The following is a 25,359-nucleotide window of genomic DNA, read 5'->3' on the forward strand; positions in this document are numbered from 1 at the left end:
CCGGACGGATCGTTAAAGGATGTCGACTGCCCGGCAGCGTAGCACTTCTTCGAAGGCGCGCCGGTGCGAGGCACGGGTGGTGCCGTCCCCGAACACCCGCTGAGCCCCACCCGTCCCAGGTGTCCCGCCGCGCTCGGGTTTCGCCCACCGCAGCGAAGGGACTTCGACCGCGCTACCCGCGAGTCTCAGTGCGCAGCCGCCGCTAGGTGCAGGGGTATTGCCCGTTGAGCAGACAATTCGACGGCGGCGTGAAGGAACCGCTCACCACGCCTCTCAGGCCACCCGTGGCTGAACCACCCGGTGCGATACTGCGATTCCAGTTCGCGGGGGTGAGAACGAAGTGGGTGCCCGATTGGGTGATGGTGCTGTTCCACGTGTGCACGACGGATTGTCCCGCCGGCATGTCGAAGTCAAGCCGCCAATCGGTCAGCGGCGCCATGCTCAAGTTGGTGACGGTGAAGTTGGCGATGAAACCGGTCTGCCACGCATGTTCCACCGACAACGTCGCCGACGCCGCAGCCGCATGAGCCGCGGGGCTCACGGCGAGTCCCATCGCACCAACCAGCAGTGCCGACACGGATACGTGAACCGCTGCGCGCCAGCGCTTCACGTATTTGCTCAGTTCGGCCATAGCAGCCAACAGTAGAACCACGCGGCCGAGATGGGCCGGCGCAGCGCGGGCATGCTGCCGGACCTTTGCCCAACCGAAACCGTCATGAAATTTTGGCCGGGAGACAACGGCGCGCTGGCCTGGGGACGGGCAGGATTCGTGGCCGCCGCACTGCGCCGCCAGCAGTATGACCTACCGCGTGCTGAACCGGCGAGCACCCTGGGTGAATGAGTGAATAGCGCCCCATCCGGTGACCGAACTAAAATCAACCCACGCGATCAGCATGATCAACGCGGCTATCGGTGTTGCCGCATCGAACGGGGGGCTCGCCCCCTGTGCGCCGTAGGCAAGGGCTGAGGATGCAAATCGTATTACTGATCTCCGGCGCCGCATTCATCGCCGCGGCGTTGGCCGTTACCATCCGCCGTCTCGTTCAGTCGCCACCGCGCTCGAAGCCCAGAGCTGCGACGTGCGCCACCGTGTTGCAGTTGGTAGCAGTTGCGGCATTCCTGGTGTTGGCCGCTCAGAACATGCACAGCCACAAAACAATTTTCTGGTTGCAAGTGGCAACCCTCGCGTTGATGGCGATCAACGTTGTTGTGACCCTGGTGCTACAGGAAAAGCCTCAGAAGCCTTCAGCGTAGGGGCGCCCTCTCAGTTGCGGCGGCTGCGTTTCCACCGAGCCTTCAGAGTCGCCTTGCCTAGTCGCCTCAACGGTGATGTCTCATCGGCCCGCTGACGATCTCTGACCAAACCTGCCGCTCGCCGCGGCGGCGGGATTTCGGACCGGGTCTTCGCCCGCGGCCGAGAAGACAGTACGTTCGGGTGGTGAGGAGCGAGGAGTTCTGGGTCAACCGCCGCGATGCCGGTGACGCGGTGGTGTTGCAGGTCAGTGGTGTGGTGGACATCATCACCGCGCCCTCGCTCGCCACGCATATAGACATTGCCCTGGCCGACACGCCCGCGGTGCTCGTCATCGACCTCACCGAGGTCGATTTCTTGTCCTCTGCCGGCATCACCGTGCTGGTCGAGGTGCATCGCCTGACCGAGAACAGCCCGACGTCACTGCGGGTGGCCGCCGACGGCTCGGCCACCAGCCGGCCGCTGCGCATCGTGGGCCTCGACGAGTTCATCGACCTCTATCCCACCGTTGATGAAGCCTTGGCCGCGGCTCCCCCGGACCCGACGCTAACCTGATTCGGGTGAATCTCGACGCCAATGCGGCCTCCATCCGCGAAGTGTGCGACGCGGGACTGCTCGCCGGTGCGCTGACGCTGGTGTGGCAGCGCGGAGAAGTGCTGCAGGTCAACGAAATCGGTCATCGCGATGTGGACGCGGGCCTGCCGATGCAGCGCGACACGCTGTTCCGGATCGCGTCGATGACCAAGCCGGTCACCGTCGCGGCGGTGATGAGCCTGGTCGACGAGGGCAAGCTGACGCTGAAAGACCCGATCGTGCGCTGGGCGCCCGAGCTGGCCGACGTGCGGGTGCTCGACGACCCGCACGGCCCCTTGGACCGGACGCATCCGGCGCGGCGCGCCATCCTCATCGAAGATCTGCTCACCCACACCAGCGGCATGGCCTACGGATTCTCGGTGTCCGGGCCGATCGCCAAGGCCTACGTGCGGCTGCCGTTCAACCAGGGCCCGGACGCCTGGCTGGCCGAGCTGGCCAAGCTGCCGCTGGTGCATCAGCCGGGCGACCGACTCACCTACAGCCACTCCATCGACCTGCTGGGCGTCATCGCGGCACGCATCGAAGACAAGCCGTTCCACCAGGTTCTCGACGAACGCGTGCTGGGCCCGGTGGGCATGCCCGACACCGGGTTCTTCGTGTCCCCCGAGGCGCGCCGGCGCGCCGCGACCATGTACCGGCTCGACGGGCAGGGCCAACTGCACCACGACGTGATGGGGCCGCCGCACATCACGCCGCCGTCGTTCCCCAACGCGGGTGGCGGCCTGTGGTCGACCGCCGACGACTACCTGCGGTTCGTGCGGATGCTGCTCGGCGACGGAGCGATCGACGGCGAGCGGGTGTTGTCACCCGAATCCGCCCGTCTGATGCGCACCGACCGGCTCACCGACGAACAGAAGCGGCACAACTTCCTCGGGGCGCCGTATTGGGTGGGCCGCGGCTTCGGCCTGAACCTGTCGGTGGTGACCGATCCCGCCAAGAGCGCGCCGTTGTTCGGGCCGGGCGGCCTCGGGACGTTCAGCTGGCCGGGTGCCTATGGGACGTGGTGGCAGGCCGATCCGAGCGCCGACCTGGTCTTGATCTATCTCGTGCAGAACCTGCCCGACATGTCCGCGGACGTGGCGGCGGCCATAGCCGGTAACACCTCGCTGGCGAAGCTCCAATCGGCGCAGCCGAAATTCGTCCGCCGCACCTATCAAGCGCTCGGCCTCTAGCGCCGTGGCCGATTACCCACCCGACCGCATCACCGGGCCGCGGCTGGTGCTGCGCCGGCCCGTGCTCGACGACGCCGGGGCACTCTTCCAGCGGGTGGCCCGCGACCCCGAGGTCACCAGGTACCTGATGTGGGCACCGCATCCCGACGTGGCGGCGACACGGCGGGTGATCACCGAAAAGCTCAACGCCACGGCCGACGAGCGGACCTGGGCGATCGAGCTGCGGCACAGCGGTGAGGTGGTCGGGCTGGCGAGCTGCCGGCGTCCGGTGCCGCACTCGGTCGAGATCGGTTATTGCCTGGGTCGACGGTGGTGGGGCAAGGGTCTGATGGCCGAGGTGCTCGACATGCTGTTGACCGCGCTCGACAGCGACCGGTCGGTGTATCGGGTGTGGGCCACTTGCAATGTGGAAAACGAGCGTTCGGCGCGGTTGCTGCAACGGGCCGGTTTCGTGTTGGAGGGCCGGCTGGCCCGCCACGCGGTCTACCCCAACTTGGGGCCCGAGCCGCAAGACAGCCTGCTCTACGCGAGGATTCTGCGCTGAGCACACTCGAACACCGCTGCCCGGGTTCGTCGAGCGCGATTACGGAGCGGCAGTCACCTCCCGATTCAGCGTAAATTGTGATGGCGCAGCGCTTTTCGGGTTGCCCGGTCCCGACGGTCGCAGCCGGGTGGGCACCAGCGGGACGGCCGCCAATGGGAACAGCGCGCAAAGCGCCCAGGCGGGCGGGTATTCGGCGGCGACGATCAGCGCGCCGAACAATGGTGGCCCTGCGGCGGCCATCAGTCGCTGAGTGGTGTTCTGCACGCCCAGGGCGCGCCCGCTCCAGAACGGGCCGGCGAACTCGGTGATGGCGGTGGCCTCGAGCCCATTGTCGAGCATCGCGATCACCGTGACGGCGGCCATGAGCAACACGTCGTAGCCCGACCCCGTGCCGTCGGTGAGGGCGAGCAGGAGCAGCGCCAGCGCGGCGGCGATGGCGATGGCGCGGACCGGCCGCATCCGCGAGCCGACGCGGTCCGACCACCGCCCGACCGCGATTCGGCCCAGCGCGCCCAGCAGCTGGCACACGGTGACCAGACCGCCGGCGGCAGCGACCGACCAGCCATGGCGATTCATCAGCCACACGAGCACGAACGTCACGGTCACCGTTTGCGGCATCATCAGCAGGGCGCCTACCGAGTGAATCCGCCACAGCACGAACGACCCGCGATATGGACTCGCCAGTTCCGTGTCGGTGGCCGCCTGGCGCGATTTCCGCGGCGGATCGACGATCCCCAGCGCGCTGGCCGCAGCCGCCACCGTGCACATGAGCGCGAGGAACATCAGCCCCGAACGGGGACCATGCTCGGCCAGCTCCGGAATCACCAACGCGCCCAACGCGATACCCAACGGCTGCGCGGCCTGGCGGATGCCCATCGCCAGGCCGCGTTGGTGCGCCGGGAACCACGCGGACACCAGCCGCCCGCCGGCGGTGTTACAGCTGGCCGCGGCCATCCCACCGAGAAAGAGGAAGACAGCGATGGCCACCATCGAATGGGCCGACGCCGCGGCGTAGGCCGCTGCCGCCGTGAGCGCCGAGCCCGCCGTCAGCACCAGCCGCTCGCCGACGCGGTCCAGCACCCAGCCCCAGAGCACAAGTGTCACCACCATCCCCCAGCTCGGCATGGACGACACCAGGCCGGCTTCCGTCAACGGGATGCCGCGGCGGCCCTGCAGCGACGGGATCAGGAACGCAACGCCATTGATGAACAGGAACGACGTCGCCGTCACCCCCAAGGAGACGATCATGACCGACCAGCGCGCGCCCGCGCCCAGTTGGCTCACGCTACCCGCCCCGGAAAGCATGCAAACCATCGTGGCACGACGTTCACCCGGCGCCTGGCGCCAAGAGCGCTGTAACTTATTGAACGCTAAGGCAATTGACACAAAAATCTCAGCGTCTACGCGCCGGCCGCCATCGCCCGAACTGCGAACTGTATTGTGCACCCGGCTGTTTGGGGCCCGGGCGGGACGGCCATCCGAGACCGCGATTCACAGTGTGGACACAGCGCTTTCTTATCCGCGCACTCAGCGTTTTCTCAGCGCGACTACCCTAGGAAGGCATCAACGACGACACCGGAAGACGACTGTGGATGAGTGACGTTTCGCGGCAAGCCCTGACCAAAGTGCCAGCAGTCACCCTGGGTTTCTGGATCATCAAGATCTTGGCGACCACGTTGGGCGAGACGGGCGGCGACACCGTCACGATGACGCTGAACTGGGGCTACGCGGCCGGGGTCGCCCTTTTCGGCGTCGCGCTGGTGGTGCTGGTTGCCGCTCAGATCGTCGCCAAGCGTTTCCACGCGAGCCTGTACTGGGCGACGATCGTGGCGTCGACGACGTTCGGCACGACGCTGGCCGACTTCGCCGACCGATCGCTCGGCATCGGTTACACCGGCGGGTCGCTCCTGCTGCTGGGTTGCCTCCTGGCCACCTTGGGCCTGTGGCGTTGGTCGGAGGGCACCGTGTCGGTCACCACCGTCTCGACGCCGAAAGTCGAGGCCTTCTATTGGGCGACCATCACGTTCTCGCAGACCCTGGGCACCGCGCTGGGCGACTGGCTCGCGGACACCCGCGGATTCGGTTACGAGCGTGGGGCGTTGGTATTCGCCGCCGGCCTTGCCGTCGTCATCGCGCTCTACTACTGGACCGCCCTATCGCGGGTCGCGTTGTTCTGGGTTGCGTTCATCCTGACCCGCCCATTGGGCGCGACGATCGGCGACTTCATCGACAAGCCGGTCGCCGACGGCGGCCTCAACCTGAGCCGCCCGCTGGCCTCGGCCGTGCTCGCGGTGATCATCGTGGCGTTGATCGTGGTCTTGCCGCAGCGTCCGGGACACCACCCCGGCGCGGCCCACGAAGAGGCGTGATGGCATGAGAGTCCTTCTCGTCGAGGACGAAGCGCGGCTGTCGGCCACTCTCGCTCGGGGGCTCAGGGCGGAGGGATTCGTCGTCGTGGCCGTCGGCACGGGCGTCGACGGCCTGCGGGAGGCGGTCGACACCGGCTTCGACGTGGTGATCCTCGACATCATGCTGCCCGGCCACAGCGGATACGAGGTGCTGCGCCGGATGCGGACGCAAAACGTGTGGACGCCGGTCCTGATGCTGACCGCCAAGGACGGTGAGTACGACGAAACGGACGCTTTCGACCTGGGAGCCGACGACTACCTGACCAAACCGTTCTCGTTTCGGGTGCTGGTGGCGCGGCTGCGCGCCCTGATGCGCCGCGGCGTGCCGGAGCGGCCCACGGTGCTGACCGCCGGATCGCTGCGCCTGGACCCCGCGCGGCACACCGTCCACCGCGACTCGACCCCGATCACGTTGACCCCCAGGGAATTCGGGGTGCTCGAATTCCTCATGCGCAACAAGGACATGGTCGTGACCAAGGCCGAGATACTGCGCAACGTGTGGGATGCGCACTACCGCGGGCCCGACAACGTGGTCGAGGTCTACGTGGGATATCTGCGTCGCAAGATCGATATTCCCTTCGGCACCAACACCATCGAAACCATGCGGGGCGTCGGTTACCGGCTGCTGTGCTGAGGGTCGCGTAACGGCAGGGACACCACCATCCGGGTTCCGCCGCCCGGCCGGTCCTCGATCGTGACCGAGCCGCCGTGAGCGGCGACCACCTCGGCGACGATCGCGAGGCCCAGGCCGGCTCCCCCGCCGCTGCGGGCACGGTCGGAATCCAGACGCACGAAGCGCTCGAACACCCGGGTTCGGTCGGCCGGGGAGATCCCCGGGCCGTCATCGCTGATGGTAACGATGGCCGTCCCGTTGCCGCTGCCGACTTGTACGGCGACACGCGAAGTAGCGTGGCGGACAGCGTTTTCCACCAGGTTGCGGATAATTCGCGAGATGGCCATCGGGTCGCCGGTGCAACGAACCGGACGGATGTCGGTGTCGATTGCGCAGCGACCCTCCCGTCGCACGCGGGTGACCTCGACATCGGCGACCTCATCGAGGGCCAGTACTTCCTTGCGCCGCACCAGGCTCTGCTCGTCGGCGCGGGCCAGCAGCAGCAGGTCTTCGATCAGCGCGTGCATGCGTTGCGCCTCGGGAAGCAGCGTGTTGACCGCCAACTCGGCGTCGAGCAGGTCTGGATGGGCCTCGGCCACTTCCAGCCCGGAGATGATGGTGGCCAGCGGGCTGCGCAGTTCATGCGACGCGTCGCCGATAAAGCGCTGTTGCGCACGGTGGCCGGCTTCGATACGGGACAGCATCCGGTTCATGGTCACCGCCAGAGCCGCGATCTCGTCGCGGCCATTGGGTACCGGCACCCGCTCGGCCAGGTCGGAGGTCGAGATCTCGGCCACGCGCGCGCGGATCGCGTCCACCGATCGCAGCGACCGGCGAACCAGCAAGAACGTCGCGACCGCCGCCCCCGCGATGACGATGGGCGCACCGGCCGCCAGGAGCAGGGCGACGGTCCGCGCGGTCTCCTCGACCGCCTCGCTCCCCCCGCCCACGAGCACCGTGTATTCGCCGGACGGGGTTGCGACCCGCTGACCGCTGACGCGCATGTCGTCACCCGCCACCGCGTCGTCGGGCAGACCGCGACGCAGCGCGAAGTCGAACCCGCTCACGGGAACGAGCGGCGTGGCGGGTGCGGAGCGCGACCGCTTGACCACCCGCCCGTCGGGGGCGATCACTTGCACGGCGACCACCCTCGGGTCGGTGGTCAACAGGGCGTTGTCGAGGCCGGCCGGCGGCTCGGCCTGCAGCGCCTTCGCCAGGTCGCGAACTCGTTCGGCGGCGGCATAATCGACGCCCACCAGTAGCGACCGGTACAGAATCGCGTCCAGCCCCGCACCGGCGAGGGCGAGGGCGCAGAGCACGACGACAGCCGACACGGCGGCCGAGCGAGCGGCGATGCCCCAGTGCGGGAGGCGAGGCGACAACACCCCTCCGATTCTGCAGGGCCGCGCCCAACCGGGAAACATCGAGGTCAGCCCTCTTCTCAGCGGCTTCTCAGCGATCGGCTCCTACGCTGACACCGTCATGTCTGGTACTGCACGCCCGGCGCGTCACAAGAACCGCGCGACCACCCGAATGCTGGTCTACGCCGCCATTGCCGTTGGATTGGGGCTGGTGGCAGCGGTGCCCGCGGGCGCCGACCCGGGCGTGTTCAGGACCCTCAGCTGCAGCTGTCCGGAAACGGCGCCGGCCGGCAGCCCGGCCCGCAGCGACGAGATCACCCGAGGGATCCGGGCAGGCGAGCTCGGCTGGGCGCAGCCCGCACCCCCACACCCGGCCCCGTCGCGCCCCTAGCCGCCGGCACCTTCGCTGACGGCTCGCGCGACACGGTCACCATTGCCGGTGCCGTTCATCCCCGTAGCGTCCGACGGCAACTCGAACGAGGGATACGCCGTACCCACCGCCGCCAGCGCCGCGTTCCGCTGGGCCTCCATCCGCGCCAGCGCCGTCTCGGTGAACACCGACAGCCCCAGGTCGGGGTTGTAGCCGTGTATCTCCTTCACGTCCAGCTGGGCCAGGAAGTAGATGATCTCCTTGGACACCACCTGACCGGGGACCAGCACCGGGAAGCCGGGCGGGTAGGGCACCACGAACGTGGTGGACACCAGCGTCTTGCCCTCCGCCAACCGCCGGCCCGCCATGCCGATCAGCACGTGCTCGCGATCGGACTCCTCGTATCCGGCGTAGAAGGCCGACCGCATGTCGCCGAAGATGCACGCGTCCACCGGCCGGAAGGCGACGTCGAACTCGCTGAAGTCGGGCAGGTGCGGCAGGTCCTGCGTGATCTCCTCGACGTGACGCTCCTGCAATGCCCGGTCGGCGACACTGGCGGCGTTCTCGGCGCGGTCGAAATCGATTGCCACCCTGCGTAATACGTCGAGGAGATAGTGCACGCTCGACCAGGTCACACCGATGGTGAAGATCAGCAGCACGCTGTTGATGGACGTCTTGTTGATCTGGATGCCGAATCGGTCCATCAGGATCTTTTCGCGGAAGTCGTATCCGTTCATCCCCGTCTTGCCGACGAACAAGGTCACCCGCGTCGCGTCCAGCACGAACTGATCGGACCGCCACGCCTCATTCCACTCGGCCAGCGCCCCCTGCCGGACCTCGCGGTAGGAACTCACCGACGACGCCCGAAACTCCTCGGGCACCAGGTCGGACTCGTCGAGGATGCGGAACCACTTGCTGATCAACCGGTCTCGGCGCACCCGGTGGCGGAATACCAGCGCCATGTCGTAGGTCTGCCGGACCAGCTGGAAGCCCTCGATGTCGACCTGCCGGCGCGCCAGGTCCAGCGAGGCCAGGAGTTGCTGGTTCGGTGAGGTGGAGGTGTGCGTCAGGAACGCCTCACCGAAGGCGTCGCGGGCCAGCGCGTTGAAATCCTGGTCCCGGACGTGGATCATCGACGCCTGCCGCAGCGCCGACAGCGACTTGTGCGTCGAATGTGTCGCGTACACGCGGACCCGCGCACGGGCGGGGTCGGGCAAGAGCGGGCGGTCGACCCACTCCGACCGATCGGCACCTTCCATCGATGCCGCCCAATCCCGGTACTCGGCAGCGTATTCCGGCGACGCCAGCATCTTCTCGAGGCGCTCGGCCGACACCATCGCCGTTCGCTGCCGGGCCCAGGGCACGGCCGTGGCGAACGCGTACCACGCCTCGTCCCACAGGAAGCAGATATCCGGCTTGATGGCCAGCACCTCCAGCATGACCTGCAGCGGGTTGTAGACCACGCCGTCGAAGGTGCAGTTGGTCAGCAGCAGCATGCGCACCCGGTCCAGCTGGCCGGCCGCCTCGAGATCCAGCAGCGTCTGCTTGATCGTGCGCAGCGACACCGCCCCGTAGATCGCGAACTGCGGCAACGGATAAGCATCCAGGTACAGCGGGTAGGCGCCGGCCAGCACCAGCCCGTAGTGGTGCGACTTGTGGCAGTTGCGGTCGATCAGCACGATGTCGCCCGGCCGGGTCAGAGACTGGACGACGATCTTGTTGGCGGTGGACGTCCCGTTGGTGACGAAATACGTGTGGTCGGAATTCCACGTGTGCGCGGCCTTATCCATCGCCTTCTTGATGTTGCCGTGCGGGTCGAGCAACGAGTCCAGGCCGCCGGATGTGGTCGAGGTCTCGGCCATGAAGATGTTGCGGCCGTAGAACTCGCCCATGTCTTGCAACGACTTCGAGTTGAAGATGCTGGCACCGCGCGCGACGGGCAGCGCGTGGAATTGGCCGACCGGTGCCGCCGCATACGCCCGCAGCGCATCGAAAAATGGCGTGGCGTAACGATTTCGAAGCCCTGCGAGGACGGTGCTGTGCAGGTCGGTGACATCGTTGAGCCGGTAGAACGTCCGGTCGTAGACGTCGGGCTCGGTGTCATCGCCCGCCGCGATGGACTCGTCGGTCAGCAGATACAGGTCGATGTGGGGCCGCAATTCGCGGATCCATTCGCCACACTCCACCCAGTCGTTGGCGCGGTCGGGAATATCCACGTCTTCGTTGGCCCCCAGCAGGGTGTTCATCAGCGGCAGCCGGTCTCGAGAGCGCAGTGGCAGGTCGTCGCGGATGATGGCGGCCTGGATCTCGCCGTTCAGGGCAACCGCGGCGATCGCGTCTTCGACGCTGGGCACCACCAGGATCTCGAACTGCACGTCGTCGGACGGGTTGCGCAGGTCCCGCAGGCATTCGGCCAGGCAGTCCGGGGCCGTCGCCGGCGCGTCGTCGGCGAGCAAGACGGTGTAGAACTGCTGTTGTTTGGCCTGGGCCACCAGCTCCTGGTCGGCCAGCGGCGCCGAGGTGTCGAAAAGCCCTGCGCGGTCGCCGTATTCGCTCAGCAGCCGGACGGCCATGGAAACCTCTTCGGTGAGCCGCACCGTGGACAGGCTCTCGAGGTGCGCGCGGAAGGTCGCCAGGTTCGCCGCACCCGGATACAGCCAGTAACGCTCGTAGGCGGCGATGCGGTCCATCAGGCGCTTGACCCGGGCCACGTCGTGGGTCTTGTCGAGCCCGGCCAGGTCGACCTCGGCGAGGTGGCGGCACGCGTCGTCGAGCAGATTCCAAGTGTCGACGCGGGCGTAGGACGGGTTGGCCACCGCCGCCAGCGCGGAGACGCGGAGTCGTCGCGGCTGGGTGGTGTATCGAGTCATGACCTCACCTGTTCTTCTGAGCGACTTGTATTCTCACCCCGCCGCGCTGCCCGCGTGATCGTTTCGCGTGAGCTCTCCTCAGCTGTTCAGCTCGTCGTCATCCTCGTCGGCGTCCACGATGCGCCGGTTGGCCCGCGTGCTGTCCACCCAGCGCAGGACCGGAAGCTCCCAGCGGCGGGCCGGCAACTCGGTGACGTCGGACAGCGATCGCACCACGGACTGGGTCAGGCCCATGAGCGCGGCCATCACGGGCAGCAGCGGCTGCAGCGGCCGCGCGGCGGTGCGAACCGTGCTGATGCGGCGGGCCACGATCAGCCGCTCGACGCAGTGATACAACCAGGCGCCCACCGCGAGCGCGTAGATCGACAGCGCCGACGCGACGATGGTCCAGCCGAAGGCGGCGCAGACCACAGCACCCAGCACCACCGTCGCGGCCAGCAACCCCGCGACGACGGCGCGCAGCTCCAGCCGGGTCACGCCTGGTGTTCCTCGGTTTCCGGCGCGCCGGCCGCACGGATGCGCACCGCCTCGGCGGCCGCCCGGATCTGCGGGGTCACCAGCATGACCTGGCCCAGCACGCCGTTGACGAAGCCCGGCGAGTCGTCGGTGGACAGCTCCTTGGCCAGTTGCACGGCCTCGTCCACGGCGACCGGCTCCGGCACGTCGTCGGCGTAGAGCAGCTCCCACACCGCGACCCGCAGGATGGCGCGATCAACGGCGGGCAGCCGGTCCAGCGTCCAGCCCTGCAGGTGCGAGCTGATCAAGTCGTCGATATGGGCGGCGTGCGCACCGACGCCCCGGGCGGCCGCGACCGTGTACGGCTGCAACGGCGCCACCTCGGAGTTCGCCGCGGCCAGGGTGGCGCGCCCGTCGACGACCTCGGCCGGGCCCAGCCCGCGGGCCTCGGCCTCGAACAACAGGTCGACGGCACGCTTGCGGGCCTGATGGCGCCCCCGGACGGGCCTGCTCACGCGTTGACGCGCCCCAAATAGCTGCCGTCGCGCGTGTCCACCTTCAGCTTGTCGCCGGTGTTGATGAACAGCGGCACCTGAATCTCCGCCCCGGTCTCCACGGTGGCGGGTTTCGTGCCGGCGCTGGACCGGTCGCCCTGCAGGCCCGGCTCGGTGTGCGTGACCTCCATCTCGACCGACACCGGCAGCTCGAGGTACAGGGGGGCCCCGTTGTGGAACGCCACCTGCACCGGCAGGCCCTCGAGCAGGAACCGGGCGGCGTCGCCGACCAGCGACTCCGGCAGCGGGTGCTGCTCGTAGTCCTGACTGTCCATGAACACGAAGTCCGAGCCGTCGCGATACAGGTAGGTGGCGTCGCGCCGGTCGACGGTCGCCGTCTCCACCTTCACGCCGGCGTTGTACGTCTTGTCGACGACCTTGCCGGAAAGCACATTCTTCAGCTTGGTGCGCACGAAGGCCGGGCCCTTGCCCGGTTTGACGTGCTGGAACTCAACGATCTGCCAGAGCTGGCCGTCGATCACCAGCACCAGTCCGTTCTTGAAATCGGCGGTGCTTGCCACGGTTCGGTGTATCTCCTAGAGGATGGACAGTCGTTCGCGACCTGTCTGCAATTTGTCCGTCAGTCTAAAGCGCGACGCGGCCCACGCCCGCGCGTCGGGTGGCGGCGGGAAGCTCCCGGCTTAAGGGCCGGCCTCGGCCGGCTCGCTCGGCGAGGGCCGCAGCGGCCTGATCATCGTCAAGAAGGGGACATTGAGCTTTCTCCCGCCGGAAAACGGCACCGGGACGGGGAAATACACGATGTCGATCTCCAGCCGCAGCTCCCGCAAGGGCTGGGCGTTCAGTTCCCACCGAAAGTCCCGCAAGCGCGCCAGCCCACGCTCGATTGGCTCCACCCCATTCACGCCACCCGACTTTACCCCCGGCCGCCGGCCGCCGAACCGCGCGGTTCGCCTAGGCCAGAACCGCGAAATCCTTCGGAAACCGGGTGAGCAACTCCGGCGCCTGCCCGCGGGTCGCCGCCGCCTCGCCGGGCACGACCAGGGTGTCCTCGATGCGCACGCCGCCGCGGCCCGGCAGGTAGACGCCCGGCTCGACGGTCACCACCGAACCGGCCAGCAACGTGCCGGTGGACGTGGCGCCGATCCCCGGCGCCTCGTGGATCTGCAACCCCACGCCGTGCCCCAGCCCGTGGCCGAACTGCTCGCCGTAACCGGCGTCGACGATCAGTTGGCGCGCCGCGCCGTCGACGTCGCGCAGGTTGGCGCCCGCCCGCAACGCCTCCCGCCCGGCCCGCTGGGCGTCGGCGACCAGCTGATAGATCTCCAGCTGCCAGTCGGCGGCCTTGCCGAGCACGAAGGTGCGGGTCATGTCGGAGTGATAGCCGGCCACCAGCGCGCCGAAGTCGATCTTGACGAAGTCGCCGGCGGCCAGCGCGGCGTCGGTGGGGCGGTGATGCGGGATCGCCGAATTCGGCCCGGCGGCCACGATGGTCTCGAACGAGATCGCGTCGGCGCCGTGGTCGAGCATCAGCGCCTCGAGCTCGCGGCTCACCTCACGTTCAGTCCGGCCGGGCCGCAGGCCGCCGCCCTCCACCAGGGCGGCGAGGGCGGCGTCGGCCGCCTCGCAGGCCAGCCGCAGCAGCGCCACCTCGCCGTCGTCCTTGACCTCGCGCAGCGCCTCGACGGTCCCGGCGGCCCGCACCAGCTCGGTGGCCGCCTTGCGCTCGCCGAGCTCGCCGGTCAGGACGTCGAAGGCGTCGACGGTCACCACGTTGCTTTCGAAGCCCAGCTTCTCGACGCCGTCCTCGGCGGCCCGGCCGACCAGGTGGCGCCCGAGGGCGCGTTCGATGGCGATCTCGAGCCCGGGCGCCTGCTCCGCGGCCTGGGTGCGATACCGGCCGTCGGTGGCCAGCACCGCGCCCCGATCGTCGGCGAAAACCAACAACGCGCCGTTAGATCCGGTGAAACCGGATAGGTAGCGCACGTTGTTCAGGTCGCTGACCAGCATCGCGTCCAGTCCAGCGGCTCGAATTTGCGCCTTCAGGTTGTCTCGGCGCTGAGAATGTGTCACGACCCTTGACGGTACTCGCTACGCTGATTGCCCATGAGGTCCTGGATGCTGCGCGGATTGGTGTACGCCGCGGCGATGGTAATCGTCCGCTTGTTCCAAGGCGCGTTGATAAATGCATGGCAGACGCAGGCCGGGCTATTCAGCGTGGTGCTGCTGCTTCTGTTCATCATCGGCGTGGCCGTTTGGGGGGTATTCGACGGCCGGGCCGACGCCCACGCGAACCCGGACCCGGACCGGCGCCGCGATCTGGCGATGACCTGGCTGCTGGCCGGCCTGGTGGCCGGCGTCCTGTCCGGCGCCGTCTCCTGGCTCATCGCGCTGGTGTACAAGGGTCTCTACACCGGCGGCCTGATCAACGAGCTGACCACGTTCGCGGCGTTCACCGCGCTCTGCGTGTTCCTGCCCGGGATCATCGGCGTGACCATCGGCCGCTGGCGGGTGGACCGGCAGTACGAGAAGGAGCCGGAGAAGCGCCACGGCCTTGGCGACAAGGAAGGGCGGGACAGCGACACTGACGTGTTCTCCGCGGTACGCGGTGACGACGCGCCGACCGGGGAGATCCCCACGGCGGGAGCGCAGCACGAGGAGCGGACCGCGGCGGTCGCCACGGCCGAGCGGGAGGCGCCCACCGAAACGATCGCCAAGACCGAGTCCGAGCCCAAAACCGAGGTGATCCGCAAGGCCGGCGACGAGCCCACCACGCCGGGCAGCGAGCCCGGCAAGGGCTAACCCTTGGCGGTTTCCGCCAGGTAGCGCAGGGCGAGCAGGTAGCCCTGGATTCCGAGCCCGACGATCACCCCCGTCGCGACCGGGCTGAGGTACGAGTGCCGCCGAAAGTCTTCGCGGGCATGCACGTTGGAGATGTGCACCTCGATCAGGGGCGCGCGTAACTCGGCGCACGCGTCGCGAAGCGCAACCGAGGTGTGGGTCAGCCCGCCGGCGTTGAGGATCACCGGTTCGCCCGCGTCGGCGGCAGAATGGATCCAATCCAGCAGTTGGGCTTCGTTGTCGCTTTGGCGCACAACGGCTTTCAAGCCGAGCGCGGCGGCCTCCCGCTCAATGAGCTCGGCCAGTTGGTCGTGCGTGGTGTCCCCGTAGACCTCCGGCTCGCGGCGGCCCAGGCGGCCCAGGTTCGGGCCATTGATCACGTTGACGGTGGGGGTCATCAGGCGTCCTCTTCGTCGGACAGCCCCGCGTATGCCGCCGCCAGCAACGACGGGTCGGGGCCGGCCAGCCGCCCCGGCTTGGCCAGGCCGTCGAGCACCACGAACCTCAGCACGCCGGCGCGCGACTTCTTGTCCTGGGCCATGTATTCCAGCAGTTGCGGCAACGCGTCGGCGTCGTAGCCGACAGGCAGGCCGAGCGCCGACAGGACGGTGCGATGACGCTGCGCGGTCGCATCGTCGAGCCGCCCGGCCAGCCGGGCCAGTTCCGCGGCGAACACCAGGCCCACCGACACCGCGGCACCGTGCCGCCACTCGTAGCGCTCCCTGCGCTCGATCGCATGCGCCAATGTGTGGCCATAGTTCAAAATTTCGCGCAGCTCCGACTCCTTCTCGTCGGCGGCGACCACCTCCGCCTTGACGGCGATCGAGCGCCGGATCAGCTCCGGAAGCACGTCACCCGCGGGGTCCACGGCGGCCTGCGGGTCGGCCTCGATGAGATCGAGGATCACCGGGTCGGCGATGAAGCCGGCCTTGACCACCTCGGCCATTCCGGCGACGAGTTCGTTGTGCGGCAACGTCTCCAGGGTCGCCAGGTCGACCAGCACCGCCAGCGGCTGATGGAACGCGCCCACCAGGTTCTTACCCGCGTCGGTGTTGATGCCCGTCTTGCCGCCGACGGCCGCGTCGACCATGCCGAGCAACGTGGTGGGAATGTGGACGATGTCGACGCCGCGCAGCCAGGTGGCCGCCGCGAACCCGGCGACGTCGGTGGCGGCGCCGCCGCCGAGGCTGACCAACGCGTCTTTGCGGTCAATCCCGATGCGGCCCAAGACTTCCCAGAGGAAGCCCACAACGGGAAGATCCTTTCCGGCCTCGGCGTCCGGGATTTCGATGCGGTGCGCGTCAACGCCCTTGTCCGCCAAGCGGCTTCGGATCGCTTCGGCGGTTTGCGCGAGCGGCGGTTGGTGCACGATGGCCACCCGATGCCGGTCGCAGAGCAGTTCGACCAGCTCGTCGCCCAGGTCGGTGCCGATGATCACCGGGTAGGGCGGATCGACGGCCACCTGCACGGTGTGGGTCATGTCGCCGCCTTCGCGTGGGCGTTCTCGGGGGTCTGCAGCCGGGACACGATGTAGCGCACGACCGCCCCGGGATTGCGGCGGTTGGTGTCGACGCGGATCGTCGACACGCGCCGGTACAGCGGGACCCGCTCGGCCATCAGCGCTTTGTATCTCTCGGCCCGGTCCGGGCCGGCGAGCAGCGGGCGCACGGCGCTGCCGCCGGTGCGCCGCACGCCCTCGTTGGCGCTGATCTCCAGGTAGATGACGGTGTGGCCGGCGAGCGCCGCGCAGACCCCCGGGCTGGTAACGGCCCCACCGCCGAGCGACACCACGCCGTCATGGTCGGCCAGCGCGGCGCGCACCGCGCCCTCCTCGATGCGGCGGAACTCCTGCTCCCCCTCCGCGGCGAAGATGTCGGCGATGCTGCGTCCGGTCTGCTGCTCGATCGCCGCGTCGGTGTCGAGGAACCCGACACCGAGCGCCTTGGCCAGGCGCCGCCCGATGGTGGACTTGCCCGAGCCCGGCAACCCGACGAGTACGGCCCTGGGTGCCATCACGCGGTACCCCGGGCGGCCGGCGCTTCCCGGTCGGCGACCGCGCGCTGATACGCCTCGATGTTGCGGCGGGTTTCGGTGAGCGAATCGCCGCCGAACTTCTCCAGCGCCGCCCGGGCCAGCACCAACGCCACCATGGCCTCGACCACGACGCCTGCGGCCGGCACCGCACACACGTCCGAGCGCTGGTGGATGGCGACGGCCTCGTCGCCGGTCGCCATGTCGACGGTGGCCAGCGCCCGCGGCACGGTGGAGATGGGTTTCATCGCGGCGCGCACCCGCAGCGGCTGCCCGTTGGTCATGCCGCCCTCGAGCCCGCCCGCACGGTTGGTCGAGCGGACCACACCGTCGGGTCCGGGATACATCTCGTCGTGGGCGCGGCTACCGCGGCGGCGGGCGGTTTCGAACCCGTCGCCGATCTCCACGCCCTTGATGGCCTGGATGCCCATCACCGCGGCGGCGAGCTGGCTGTCGAGCCGGTTGTCGCCGCTGGTGAACGAACCCAGCCCGACCGGCAGACGCGTGGCCACCACCTCGACCACGCCGCCGAGGGTGTCGCCGTCCTTCTTGGCCGCCTCGATCTCGGCGATCATGGACTTCTCAGCCTCTTTGTCGAAGGCGCGCACCGGGCTGTCGTCGATCGCGGGCAGGTCTTCCGGGCGGGGCGGCGGACCGTCGTAGGGAGCCGACGGACCGATCGCGATCACGTGCGAAAGCACCTCGACACCCAGGGCCTGGCGCAGGAAGGACCGCGCGACGGTGCCCACCGCGACGCGGGCTGCCGTCTCCCGGGCGCTGGCCCGCTCCAGCACCGGCCGGGCGTCGTCGAAGCCGTACTTGAGCATGCCCGCGTAATCGGCATGGCCGGGCCGCGGCCGGGTGAGCGGTTCGTTGCGCGCGACATTGGCCAGCTCCGCCGGGTCGACCGGGTCGGCGGCCATCACGGTCTCCCACTTGGGCCACTCGGTGTTGCCGATCTCGATGGCGATGGGGCCGCCCAGCGTGATGCCGTGGCGCACCCCGGAGAGCACGGTCACCGCGTCGCGCTCGAACTTCATCCGCGCGCCGCGGCCGTAACCGAGCCGGCGGCGGGCCAACTGGTCGCCGATATCGGTCGAGTTGACCTCGACGCCGGCGACCATGCCCTCGAGCATGGCCACCAAGGCGCGGCCATGGGACTCCCCGGCGGTGATCCAACGCAACACCCGATCATCTTCCCATGTGCGCCCGGGTGGGCTTAAATCCGCGCGTGGCCGTCGGGCTCACATCAGCACCAGGCCGATTGCGGCGGCGGTGGCCGCGCACATCGAGGGGCCGTGCGGCACCGACGCGGCGTCCGCGCCGCCGAGCAGGCCCCACGTCACGGTCAGCAGCGGCGCCGCCAGCGCCGCCAGGAACCACACCCCGACGCCGAAACAGCCGGCCAGCGCCCCCAGGCCGATCGCGAGCTTGACGTCTCCCGCCCCCATCCCCGCCGGGGCCACGGAATGCACCAGCAGATAGACCGCGGTCAACGCCGTCGCCCCTGCGAGGGCGGGCCAGCCGCGCCCGGACACGGCGGCCGCCAGCAGGATCATCCCGGCCCCGGGCAGCGTCAGCAGGTTCGGCAACCGGCGCTCGCGGATGTCGTAACCGCTCAACACCGCCAGCCAGACCAGCACCGCGACCGCCGCAGTCACCCGCATGCCGCGGGACGCTAGCCCAAGGCGGCGGCCATCGCCTCTCGCGGCGCCGGCAGGCCTGTGAATAGCTCGACCTGGGTGAAGGCCTGATGCAGCAGCATCTGCAGGCCGCTGATCACGCGCCCGCCGGCGTCGGCGACCGCGGCGGCCAGCGGCGTGGGCCACGGGTCGTAGACGGCGTCGAGCAGCACCGGGATGGCCGCGAAGGTGTTCGCATACCGCGCCCCGACCTCGGCGGGAATCGTGCTGACCAGCACCTCCGCGCCGGCCACCGCGGCGGGCAACTCGTCGCTGTCCAGACCCACGAACCGCGTCGACACCCCGATTCCCGTGCCGAGCTCCACCAGCCGGGCGGCCTTGTCCGGATTGCGCGCGACGACGGTGATGGCGGTGACGCCCAGCTGGGCCAGCCCCAACACGGCCGCCGGCGCGGTGCCACCCGACCCGCACACCAGCGCCGGCCCGGCCGCTGACCCCAGCGCCCCCGCCACGCCGTCGATGTCGGTGTTGTCCGCCCGCCAGCCCGCTTCCGTGCGGACCAGGGTGTTGGCCGACCCCACCCGCTCGGCGCGTTCGGTGCGCTCGTCGGCGAACCGCAACGCGGCGAACTTGCCCGGCATGGTCACCGACACCCCGACCCACTCGGGCCCGAACCCGCCGACCACCGCGGGTAGCTGCTCGGCGTCGCACTCGATGCGCTCGTAGGTCCAGTCGTGCAGCCCCAGCGCCCGGTAGGCGGCCAGGTGCAGTTGCGGGGACTTCGAGTGGGCGATCGGCTTGCCGAGCACCGCCGCTTTTCGGGGTGCGCCGTCAGCGCGCGCTATCGAGGACACCGTTGCGCTTAGCCAGCTCGATGTTGGCCAGATGCTGCTGATAATCCTTGGTGAACAGCGTCGTCCCCTGGGCATCGATGGTGACGAAGTACAACCAGTCACCGGGCTCGGGATGCTCGGCGGCATGCAGGGCGTCCACCCCGGGCGAACAGATCGCGGTCGCCGGCAACCCCTGCGACACGTAGGTGTTCCACGGCGTCTTCTGGGCGCGGTCGGCGTCGGTGGTGGCCACTTCCCGGCGGTCCAGCGGGTAGTTGACCGTCGAGTCGAATTCCAGCGTGTGGTGAGCGTGCAGGCGGTTGTAGATGACCTGCGCGACCTTCGCGAAGTCCTGCGACTTGGATTCCTGCTCGACCAGTGACGCCACCACCAGGATGTCGTAGGGCGACAGGCCCATGGCCTGGGCGGTGTCGACCAACCCCGACTTCATGTACTCCACGGCGCCGGCGCTGATCAGGCCCGACAGGATCGTCTCGGCCGACGTAGAGGGGTCGACGTTGAAGGTGCCCGGCGCGATCAGCCCCTCGATCCGGCGATGGTCCTTGCCGAGCTCGGTGAACGGCTCGAGCGCCCACGGCGGCACCGCCAGGGCCGCGGGCGTGCTGTTGGTCGCCGCCGCCCGCAGTTCCTCCACCGCGACGCAGTGCTGGTTGCCGTCCAGGGTCACGCAGGTGGCACGTGAGATCAGCGTCAGGATCCCCGGGGTCACCTTGTTGGTCTTCATGTCGGTGGTGTCGTCGAGCTGGCGGCCTTCCGGGATGACCAGCCGGCCCACCCGGCTGTTCGGGTCGGCCAGCCGCTCGACGGCATTGGCCGCCGGGATCTCGGTGCGCATCCGGTAGAAGCCGGGCTGGATCGAAGAGATCTTGGTGTTGCCGTGCGCGGCGTTGACGAATGCCCGAACGGTCTTGGTCACCTGCTCGTGCTGCAGCGTCTCCCCGACCATGGTGGTCGAGTCACCGTCCTTGATCTGAATCACGATGTCGCGCTTGCCGGTTCCGGTGTAGTCGTCGCCGGAGCCGAATACCGTGTGCCACAGCTTGGCGCCGACGAAGACTCCCACCAGCACGACGACGGCGACGACCGCGAGCATGATCTTGCCGGCGAACCGCCGCCGGCGACGCCCCCGCTCGGCCCGGTTCCGGGAAACGCGGCTCCCTTTGCGCGACGAACCGACCGCTTCGGGCTCGGCCCGTTCGCGCCGTGCGCTGTCAACCATCGGTGGAGTCCCCCGCCGTCAGGGTGGCTCGGCGTTGGTCGAGCCAGCTCTGCAGGATGGCCACCGCGGCCGCCTGGTCGATCACCGCCCGCTGCTCCCTGGCGCGCACGCCGGCCGCGCGCAGCGATCGCTGCGCGCTGACGGTGGTCAGGCGCTCGTCGGCCAGCCGCACGGGCGTCGGGGCGATGCGCTGGGCCAATGCGTCGGCCAGCTCCATCGCGTCGACCGCCGACGGACCGGTGCGGTCGGCCAGTGTCCGCGGCAACCCGACGACCACCTCGACCGCCCCGAGCTCCGCGGCCAGCTCGGCCAGCCGCCGCACGTGTTTGCCGGAACGGTCGCGGCGCACGGTTTCCACGGGCGTGGCCAGGATGCCGTCGGGGTCGCTGCAGGCGACACCGATGCGCACGCTGCCCACGTCGACGCCGAGCCGTGGGCCCCGTCCGGGATCCTGGTCAGGGTCGCCGGGCCGGTCGGGCAGGCGATGCTCTGTGGGAACCACTCAGCCGACCCGCGCTATCTCAGAGCGGACGGCCTCGAGCGCGGCGTCGATGCGGGTCGGGTCCTTTCCGGAACCCTGCGCGAGATCCGGTTTGCCCCCGCCGCGGCCGTCGACGGTCGCGGCCAGCTGCTTGATCAGGTCATTGGCGCGGATCCCGAGGTCTTGGGCGGCCGGGTTCGCGGCGATCGCGTAGGGCACGGTGCCGCCCTCCCCTTCCGCGATCAGCGCCACCACGGCGGGGTCGCTGCCCAGCTTGCCGCGAATGTCGCCCACCAGGGAACGCAGGTCGCCCGCCGTCATCCCCGCCGACATCCGTTGCGCCACCACACGGACGTTACCGATACGCTCCGCGCCGGCCGCGGCGCTGGTCGCGGCGGCGCGCGCCCCGGCCAGCCGCGCGCGTTCGAGTTCCTTCTCGGCGGCCTTGAGCCGCTCCACCAGGCCGGCCACCCGGATGGGCACCTCGTCGGACGGCACCTTCAGCGACGAAGCCAGCCCAGCCATCAGGGCGCGCTCCTTGGCCAGGTGGCGGAACGAGTCCAGCCCGACGTAGGCCTCCACGCGGCGCACCCCGGAACCGACCGACGATTCGCCCAGGATGGTCACCGGCCCGATCTGCGCCGAGTTGTGGACATGGGTGCCACCGCAGAGTTCCAGCGAGAACGGGCCGCCGATCTCCACCACCCGCACCTGCTCCGGGTAGCTCTCGCCGAACAGCGCGACCGCCCCCATGGCCTTGGCCTTCTCGAGCTGCTCGGTGAAGGTGTGCACCTCGAAGTCCGCCTGGACGGCCTCGTTGGTGACCTCTTCGATCTGCGTGCGCTGCTCGTCGGACAGCGAACCCTGCCAGTTGAAGTCGAACCGCAGGTAGCCCGGGCGGTTCAGCGACCCGGCCTGAACGGCGTTGGGGCCGAGCACCTGTCGCAGCGCGGCGTGCACCATGTGGGTGCCCGAGTGACCCTGGGTGGCACCGCGGCGCCATTCCGGGTCGACCGCCGCCACCACGGTGTCGCCCTCCACGAATTCGCCGGACTCGACGTTAATCCGGTGCACCCACAGGGTTTTGGCGATCTTCTGCACGTCGGTGACCGCCGCGCGGGCGCTCTCGCCCGCCCCGGTCCCGGTGATGGTGCCCTCGTCGGCGATCTGGCCGCCGGATTCGGCGTACAGCGGGGTGCGGTCCAGCACGAGTTCGACCTGGTGCGCCCCGGCCCCTTCCGTTTGCGAGCCGTGGGTGACCACCGGCACCCGCTTCCCGTCGACGAAGATGCCCAGAATCCTTGCCTCGGAAGCCAGTTCGTCGAATCCGGTGAATTCGGTTGGGCCGGCGTCGACCAGCTCGCGGTAGGCGCTCAGGTCGGCGTGCGCGTGCTTGCGGGCGGCGGCGTCCGCCTTGGCCCGGCGGCGCTGTTCGGCCATCAGTTCCCGGAAGCCGATCTCGTCGACCTGCAGGCCGGCCTCGGAGGCCATCTCCAGGGTCAGCTCGATCGGGAAGCCGTAGGTGTCATGCAGCGTAAAGGCATCCGAGCCGGAAATCGCTTTCTTACCAGACGCTTTCGTGGTGCCGGCCACCTCGTCGAACAGCTTGGAGCCGGCCGCCAGCGTGCGGTTGAACGCGGTCTCCTCGGCGACGGCGATGCGCCTGATCCGGTCGAAGTCGGCGACCAGTTCGGGATACGACGGCCCCATCGCGTCGCGCACGGTTGCCATCAGCTCGCCGACGATCGGGCCTTCGATGTCGAGCAGCTTGGCCGACCGGATCACCCGGCGCAGCAGGCGGCGCAGCACGTACCCGCGCCCATCGTTGCCGGGAGTGACGCCGTCTCCGATCAGGATCGCCGCGGTGCGGCTGTGGTCGGCGATGACCCGGTAGCGCACGTCGTCCTCGTGATTGCCGGCGTCGTAACCGCGCGGCGCACGGGCGGCCACGGCATCGATGACGGGCCTCAGCAGGTCGGTCTCGTAGACGTTGTGCACGCCCTGCAGGACGAACGCGACGCGCTCGACGCCCATGCCGGTGTCAATGTTCTTGCGCGGCAAGGGCCCTAGGATTTCGAAGTCGGTTTTGCCGGTGCCCTCGCCGCGTTCGTTCTGCATGAACACGAGGTTCCAGATCTCGATGTAGCGGTCTTCGTTGGCCACCGGGCCCCCGCCGACGCCGAACTCCTCGCCGCGGTCGTAGTAGATCTCCGACGACGGGCCGCATGGACCGGGGATGCCCATGGACCAGTAGTTGTCTTCCATGCCGCGGCGCTGGATCCGCTCGGGCGGCAGCCCGGCGATGTCCTGCCACAGCTGCACGGCCTCGTCGTCGTCGAAATAGACCGTCGTCCAGATTCTTTCGGGGTCCAGGCCGTAGCCACCCTCGGACACGCCGTTGGTCAGCAGGGTCCACGCCAGCTCGATGGCGCGGCTCTTGAAGTAGTCGCCGAACGAGAAGTTGCCGGCCATCTGGAAGAAGGTGTTGTGCCGGGTGGTGATGCCCACCTCGTCGATGTCGGGCGTGCGGATGCACTTCTGAATGCTGGTGGCCGTCGAATACGGCGGTGTGCGGGCGCCCAGGAAGTACGGCACGAACTGGACCATGCCCGCGTTGACGAACAGCAGGTTGGGGTCGTCGAGGATCACCGATGCGCTGGGCACCTCGGTGTGACCCGCCTTCACGAAGTGATCAAGAAACCTCTTCCTGATCTCGTGTGTCTGCACTTCTGGTCCGCTTCTTCCTGTTTGCTTTTTGTGCGTGGACGTCTATTCCAGCGTATTCGCCGGAATTGCTGGCTATCGGGCCGCTAACCCTCCAGAAAGCTCAACCGCACCGAGCGGTGCGGGTTGTCCCGGTTCAGGTCGACCAGCACGATGCTTTGCCACGTGCCCAGCATCGGCTCGCCGGCGGAGACCGGCACCGTCACCGACGGCGCGACCAGCGCCGGCATCACGTGATCGGCGCCGTGGCCCGGGGAGCCATGCGAGTGCCGGTAACGGTCGTCGCGCGGCAGCAGCCGTTCCAGCGTGTCGAGAAGGTCGTCGTCGGAGCCGGCCCCGGTCTCGATGATGGCGACGCCCGCCGTCGCGTGCGGGACGAACACGTTGCACAAGCCGTCGCCCCGCGACCAGCAGAAGCCCCGCACCGCCTCGGTCAGATCGACGATGCGGCGCCGTGTGGTGTCCACGTCGAGCACATCGGTATGCATCCGAACCAGCCTACGGCGCACCTGTTGCGACCAGCCAATCGTTTGTGAGCGCGACCACATCAAGGCATTGCGGCGCGCAACGGGCAGGAGGAAGGTTACTGATGGGCCGGTCGCCCACCGGGCCCCTTCGGTACAAGCCCCAACAGAGGAGGTCGGCCGTGTACGCACGCTCCACCACCATCCAGGCGCAACCCTTATCGGTAGATATCGGTATCGCGCACGTTCGCGACATCGTCATGCCGGCCCTCATGGAGATCGACGGGTGTGTCGGACTGTCACTGTTGGTCGACCGGCAGTCCGGAACCTGCATCGCCACCAGCTCGTGGGACAGCATCGACGCCATGCGCGCCAGCGCCGAACGGGTCGCCCCGATCCGCGATCAGGCCGCGCTGATGTTCGACGGCAGCGCGCGGGTCGAGGAGTGGGACATCGCTTTGCTGCACCGCGACCATCCGTCCCGTCCGGGGGCCTGCGTGCGGGCCACCTGGCTCAAGGTGGTGCCTGATCAGCTGAGCCGATCCCTGGACTTCTACCGGACGTCGGTGCTGCCGGAGCTGGAGGATCTCGACGGGTTCTGCAGCGCCAGCCTGCTGGTCGACCATCCCGCGTGCCGGCGGGCGGTGTCCTGCTCGACGTTCGACTCGATGGACGCCATGGCCCGCAACCGCGACCGGGCCAGCGAATTGCGCAGCAGGCGCGTCCGGGAGCTGGGCGCCGAGGTCGTTGACGTGGCCGAATTTGAGCTGGCGATCGCTCACCTGCGGGTGCCCGAACTGGTCTAGCGGCGCCGGCTTTCGCCGAGTGTGCGGCGAGCCGCACAGCGGGGGGGGGGGGGGGGGGGGGGGGCCCGCGGGGGGCGGGGGGGGGGGGGGGGGGGGGGGGGGGGGGGGGGGGGGGGGGGGGGGGGGGGGGGGGGGGGGGGGGCG

At 69.1% G+C, this 25,359-nt stretch carries 28 protein-coding genes; 9 read left to right on the top strand and 19 right to left on the bottom strand.

Translation table 11 applies throughout. The annotated features are described in order from the left end of the window. Positions 1–202: 202 nt before the first annotated feature. Positions 203–631 (bottom strand): cellulose-binding domain-containing protein, encoded by a 429-nt coding sequence (locus tag A5756_RS00495; RefSeq protein ID WP_066945175.1) that lies wholly within the window; start codon positions 629–631, stop codon positions 203–205. Positions 632–969: 338 nt separating this feature from the next. Here A5756_RS00495 and A5756_RS00505 point away from each other — a divergent pair, with 338 nt between their 5' ends. The 4 genes from A5756_RS00505 (at position 970) to A5756_RS00520 (ending at position 3,562) form a co-directional block, all read left to right on the top strand. Beyond that, entirely contained in the window at positions 970–1,254 is a 285-nt protein-coding gene (locus tag A5756_RS00505; protein ID WP_156659100.1) for a hypothetical protein, read from the top strand. 184 nt (positions 1,255–1,438) lie between these two features. Then, complete coding sequence (locus A5756_RS00510) at positions 1,439–1,807, top strand: STAS domain-containing protein (protein WP_197505716.1); 369 nt, start codon at positions 1,439–1,441, stop codon at positions 1,805–1,807. Between the two features lie 5 nt (positions 1,808–1,812). Continuing rightward, positions 1,813–3,018, top strand: coding sequence for a serine hydrolase (locus A5756_RS00515; protein WP_066945187.1), 1,206 nt, complete (start codon positions 1,813–1,815; stop codon positions 3,016–3,018). A gap of 4 nt (positions 3,019–3,022) precedes the next feature. After that, a complete protein-coding gene (locus tag A5756_RS00520) occupies positions 3,023–3,562 on the top strand; it encodes a GNAT family N-acetyltransferase (RefSeq protein WP_066945190.1) in 540 nt (179 codons plus the stop codon). A 39-nt stretch (positions 3,563–3,601) separates the two neighbouring features. On the opposite strand, the gene A5756_RS00525 is transcribed toward A5756_RS00520, so the two are convergent. Next, on the bottom strand, positions 3,602–4,867 hold the full coding sequence (locus A5756_RS00525) for an MFS transporter (protein WP_082959961.1): 1,266 nt from the start codon (positions 4,865–4,867) through the stop codon (positions 3,602–3,604). A 287-nt stretch (positions 4,868–5,154) separates the two neighbouring features. Here A5756_RS00525 and A5756_RS00530 point away from each other — a divergent pair, with 287 nt between their 5' ends. Further along, complete coding sequence (locus A5756_RS00530; protein ID WP_066945193.1) at positions 5,155–5,931, top strand: hypothetical protein; 777 nt, start codon at positions 5,155–5,157, stop codon at positions 5,929–5,931. Positions 5,932–5,935: 4 nt separating this feature from the next. Beyond that, on the top strand, positions 5,936–6,604 hold the full coding sequence (locus A5756_RS00535) for a response regulator transcription factor (protein WP_066945196.1): 669 nt from the start codon (positions 5,936–5,938) through the stop codon (positions 6,602–6,604). Here the strand turns inward: A5756_RS00535 and A5756_RS00540 are convergent. Next, a complete protein-coding gene (locus tag A5756_RS00540; RefSeq protein ID WP_066945200.1) occupies positions 6,586–8,007 on the bottom strand; it encodes a HAMP domain-containing sensor histidine kinase in 1,422 nt (473 codons plus the stop codon). The two genes, A5756_RS00535 and A5756_RS00540, sit on opposite strands and share 19 nt — an antisense overlap. Positions 8,008–8,065: 58 nt before the next feature. On the opposite strand from A5756_RS00540, the gene A5756_RS25170 reads away from it, so the two are divergent. Next, positions 8,066–8,335 (top strand): hypothetical protein, encoded by a 270-nt coding sequence (locus A5756_RS25170; RefSeq protein ID WP_082959959.1) that lies wholly within the window; start codon positions 8,066–8,068, stop codon positions 8,333–8,335. Here the strand turns inward: A5756_RS25170 and A5756_RS00545 are convergent. The 6 genes from A5756_RS00545 to A5756_RS00570 all read right to left on the bottom strand — a co-directional run bounded on the left by A5756_RS00545 (position 8,332) and on the right by A5756_RS00570 (position 14,225). After that, positions 8,332–11,184, bottom strand: coding sequence for an aminotransferase class I/II-fold pyridoxal phosphate-dependent enzyme (locus A5756_RS00545; protein ID WP_066945204.1), 2,853 nt, complete (start codon positions 11,182–11,184; stop codon positions 8,332–8,334). The two genes, A5756_RS25170 and A5756_RS00545, sit on opposite strands and share 4 nt — an antisense overlap. Positions 11,185–11,262: 78 nt before the next feature. Beyond that, positions 11,263–11,661 carry an antitermination protein NusB gene (locus A5756_RS00550; RefSeq protein WP_066945209.1) on the bottom strand — a complete coding sequence of 133 codons (399 nt, stop codon included), beginning with the start codon at positions 11,659–11,661 and terminating at the stop codon, positions 11,263–11,265. Beyond that, positions 11,658–12,155, bottom strand: coding sequence for a transcription antitermination factor NusB (gene nusB, locus A5756_RS00555; protein WP_066945212.1), 498 nt, complete (start codon positions 12,153–12,155; stop codon positions 11,658–11,660). The genes A5756_RS00550 and nusB overlap by 4 nt, the downstream gene beginning before the upstream one ends. After that, positions 12,152–12,715 (bottom strand): elongation factor P, encoded by a 564-nt coding sequence (gene efp / locus A5756_RS00560; RefSeq protein WP_066945215.1) that lies wholly within the window; start codon positions 12,713–12,715, stop codon positions 12,152–12,154. Before efp ends, nusB begins: the two co-directional genes overlap by 4 nt. A 120-nt stretch (positions 12,716–12,835) precedes the next feature. Beyond that, complete coding sequence (locus A5756_RS00565) at positions 12,836–13,057, bottom strand: hypothetical protein (RefSeq protein ID WP_066945218.1); 222 nt, start codon at positions 13,055–13,057, stop codon at positions 12,836–12,838. 49 nt (positions 13,058–13,106) lie between these two features. Continuing rightward, positions 13,107–14,225: an aminopeptidase P family protein gene (locus tag A5756_RS00570; RefSeq protein WP_066945221.1), complete on the bottom strand. Its 1,119-nt coding sequence runs from the start codon at positions 14,223–14,225 to the stop codon at positions 13,107–13,109. 33 nt (positions 14,226–14,258) lie between these two features. Between A5756_RS00570 and A5756_RS00575 the strand changes: the two genes are divergently transcribed. Beyond that, the gene (locus A5756_RS00575) at positions 14,259–14,954 is read left to right on the top strand and encodes a B-4DMT family transporter (RefSeq protein ID WP_066945224.1); all 696 of its coding nucleotides are present in this window, start codon (positions 14,259–14,261) and stop codon (positions 14,952–14,954) included. Here A5756_RS00575 and aroQ read toward each other — a convergent pair. The 10 genes from aroQ to A5756_RS00625 all read right to left on the bottom strand — a co-directional run bounded on the left by aroQ (position 14,951) and on the right by A5756_RS00625 (position 24,421). Then, the gene (gene aroQ, locus A5756_RS00580; RefSeq protein ID WP_066945227.1) at positions 14,951–15,391 is read right to left on the bottom strand and encodes a type II 3-dehydroquinate dehydratase; all 441 of its coding nucleotides are present in this window, start codon (positions 15,389–15,391) and stop codon (positions 14,951–14,953) included. The genes A5756_RS00575 and aroQ overlap by 4 nt on opposite strands. Beyond that, positions 15,391–16,473 (bottom strand): 3-dehydroquinate synthase, encoded by a 1,083-nt coding sequence (aroB, locus tag A5756_RS00585; protein WP_066945230.1) that lies wholly within the window; start codon positions 16,471–16,473, stop codon positions 15,391–15,393. Before aroB ends, aroQ begins: the two co-directional genes overlap by 1 nt. Then, positions 16,470–17,006, bottom strand: a complete 537-nt coding sequence (locus tag A5756_RS00590; RefSeq protein ID WP_066945265.1) for a shikimate kinase — start codon at positions 17,004–17,006, stop codon at positions 16,470–16,472. The genes aroB and A5756_RS00590 overlap by 4 nt, the downstream gene beginning before the upstream one ends. Further along, on the bottom strand, positions 17,006–18,211 hold the full coding sequence (gene aroC, locus A5756_RS00595; protein WP_066945233.1) for a chorismate synthase: 1,206 nt from the start codon (positions 18,209–18,211) through the stop codon (positions 17,006–17,008). The genes A5756_RS00590 and aroC overlap by 1 nt, the downstream gene beginning before the upstream one ends. A 57-nt stretch (positions 18,212–18,268) precedes the next feature. Then, a complete protein-coding gene (locus A5756_RS00600; RefSeq protein ID WP_066945236.1) occupies positions 18,269–18,691 on the bottom strand; it encodes an A24 family peptidase in 423 nt (140 codons plus the stop codon). Between the two features lie 11 nt (positions 18,692–18,702). Further along, positions 18,703–19,512: a shikimate dehydrogenase gene (locus A5756_RS00605; RefSeq protein WP_156659102.1), complete on the bottom strand. Its 810-nt coding sequence runs from the start codon at positions 19,510–19,512 to the stop codon at positions 18,703–18,705. Further along, positions 19,499–20,740, bottom strand: a complete 1,242-nt coding sequence (gene mltG / locus A5756_RS00610; RefSeq protein ID WP_066945240.1) for an endolytic transglycosylase MltG — start codon at positions 20,738–20,740, stop codon at positions 19,499–19,501. Before mltG ends, A5756_RS00605 begins: the two co-directional genes overlap by 14 nt. After that, positions 20,733–21,242 carry a Holliday junction resolvase RuvX gene (gene ruvX, locus A5756_RS00615; RefSeq protein WP_066945243.1) on the bottom strand — a complete coding sequence of 170 codons (510 nt, stop codon included), beginning with the start codon at positions 21,240–21,242 and terminating at the stop codon, positions 20,733–20,735. Before ruvX ends, mltG begins: the two co-directional genes overlap by 8 nt. Then, the gene (gene alaS, locus A5756_RS00620; RefSeq protein WP_066945246.1) at positions 21,243–23,948 is read right to left on the bottom strand and encodes an alanine--tRNA ligase; all 2,706 of its coding nucleotides are present in this window, start codon (positions 23,946–23,948) and stop codon (positions 21,243–21,245) included. Between the two features lie 83 nt (positions 23,949–24,031). After that, positions 24,032–24,421: a secondary thiamine-phosphate synthase enzyme YjbQ gene (locus A5756_RS00625; protein ID WP_197505419.1), complete on the bottom strand. Its 390-nt coding sequence runs from the start codon at positions 24,419–24,421 to the stop codon at positions 24,032–24,034. Between the two features lie 170 nt (positions 24,422–24,591). Between A5756_RS00625 and A5756_RS00630 the strand changes: the two genes are divergently transcribed. Then, a complete protein-coding gene (locus A5756_RS00630; protein WP_066945253.1) occupies positions 24,592–25,215 on the top strand; it encodes a hypothetical protein in 624 nt (207 codons plus the stop codon). The last annotated feature ends 144 nt before the right edge of the window (positions 25,216–25,359 follow it).

It is taken from the genome of Mycobacterium sp. 852002-53434_SCH5985345 (genome assembly GCF_001667155.1).
GTDB lineage: Bacteria > Actinomycetota > Actinomycetes > Mycobacteriales > Mycobacteriaceae > Mycobacterium.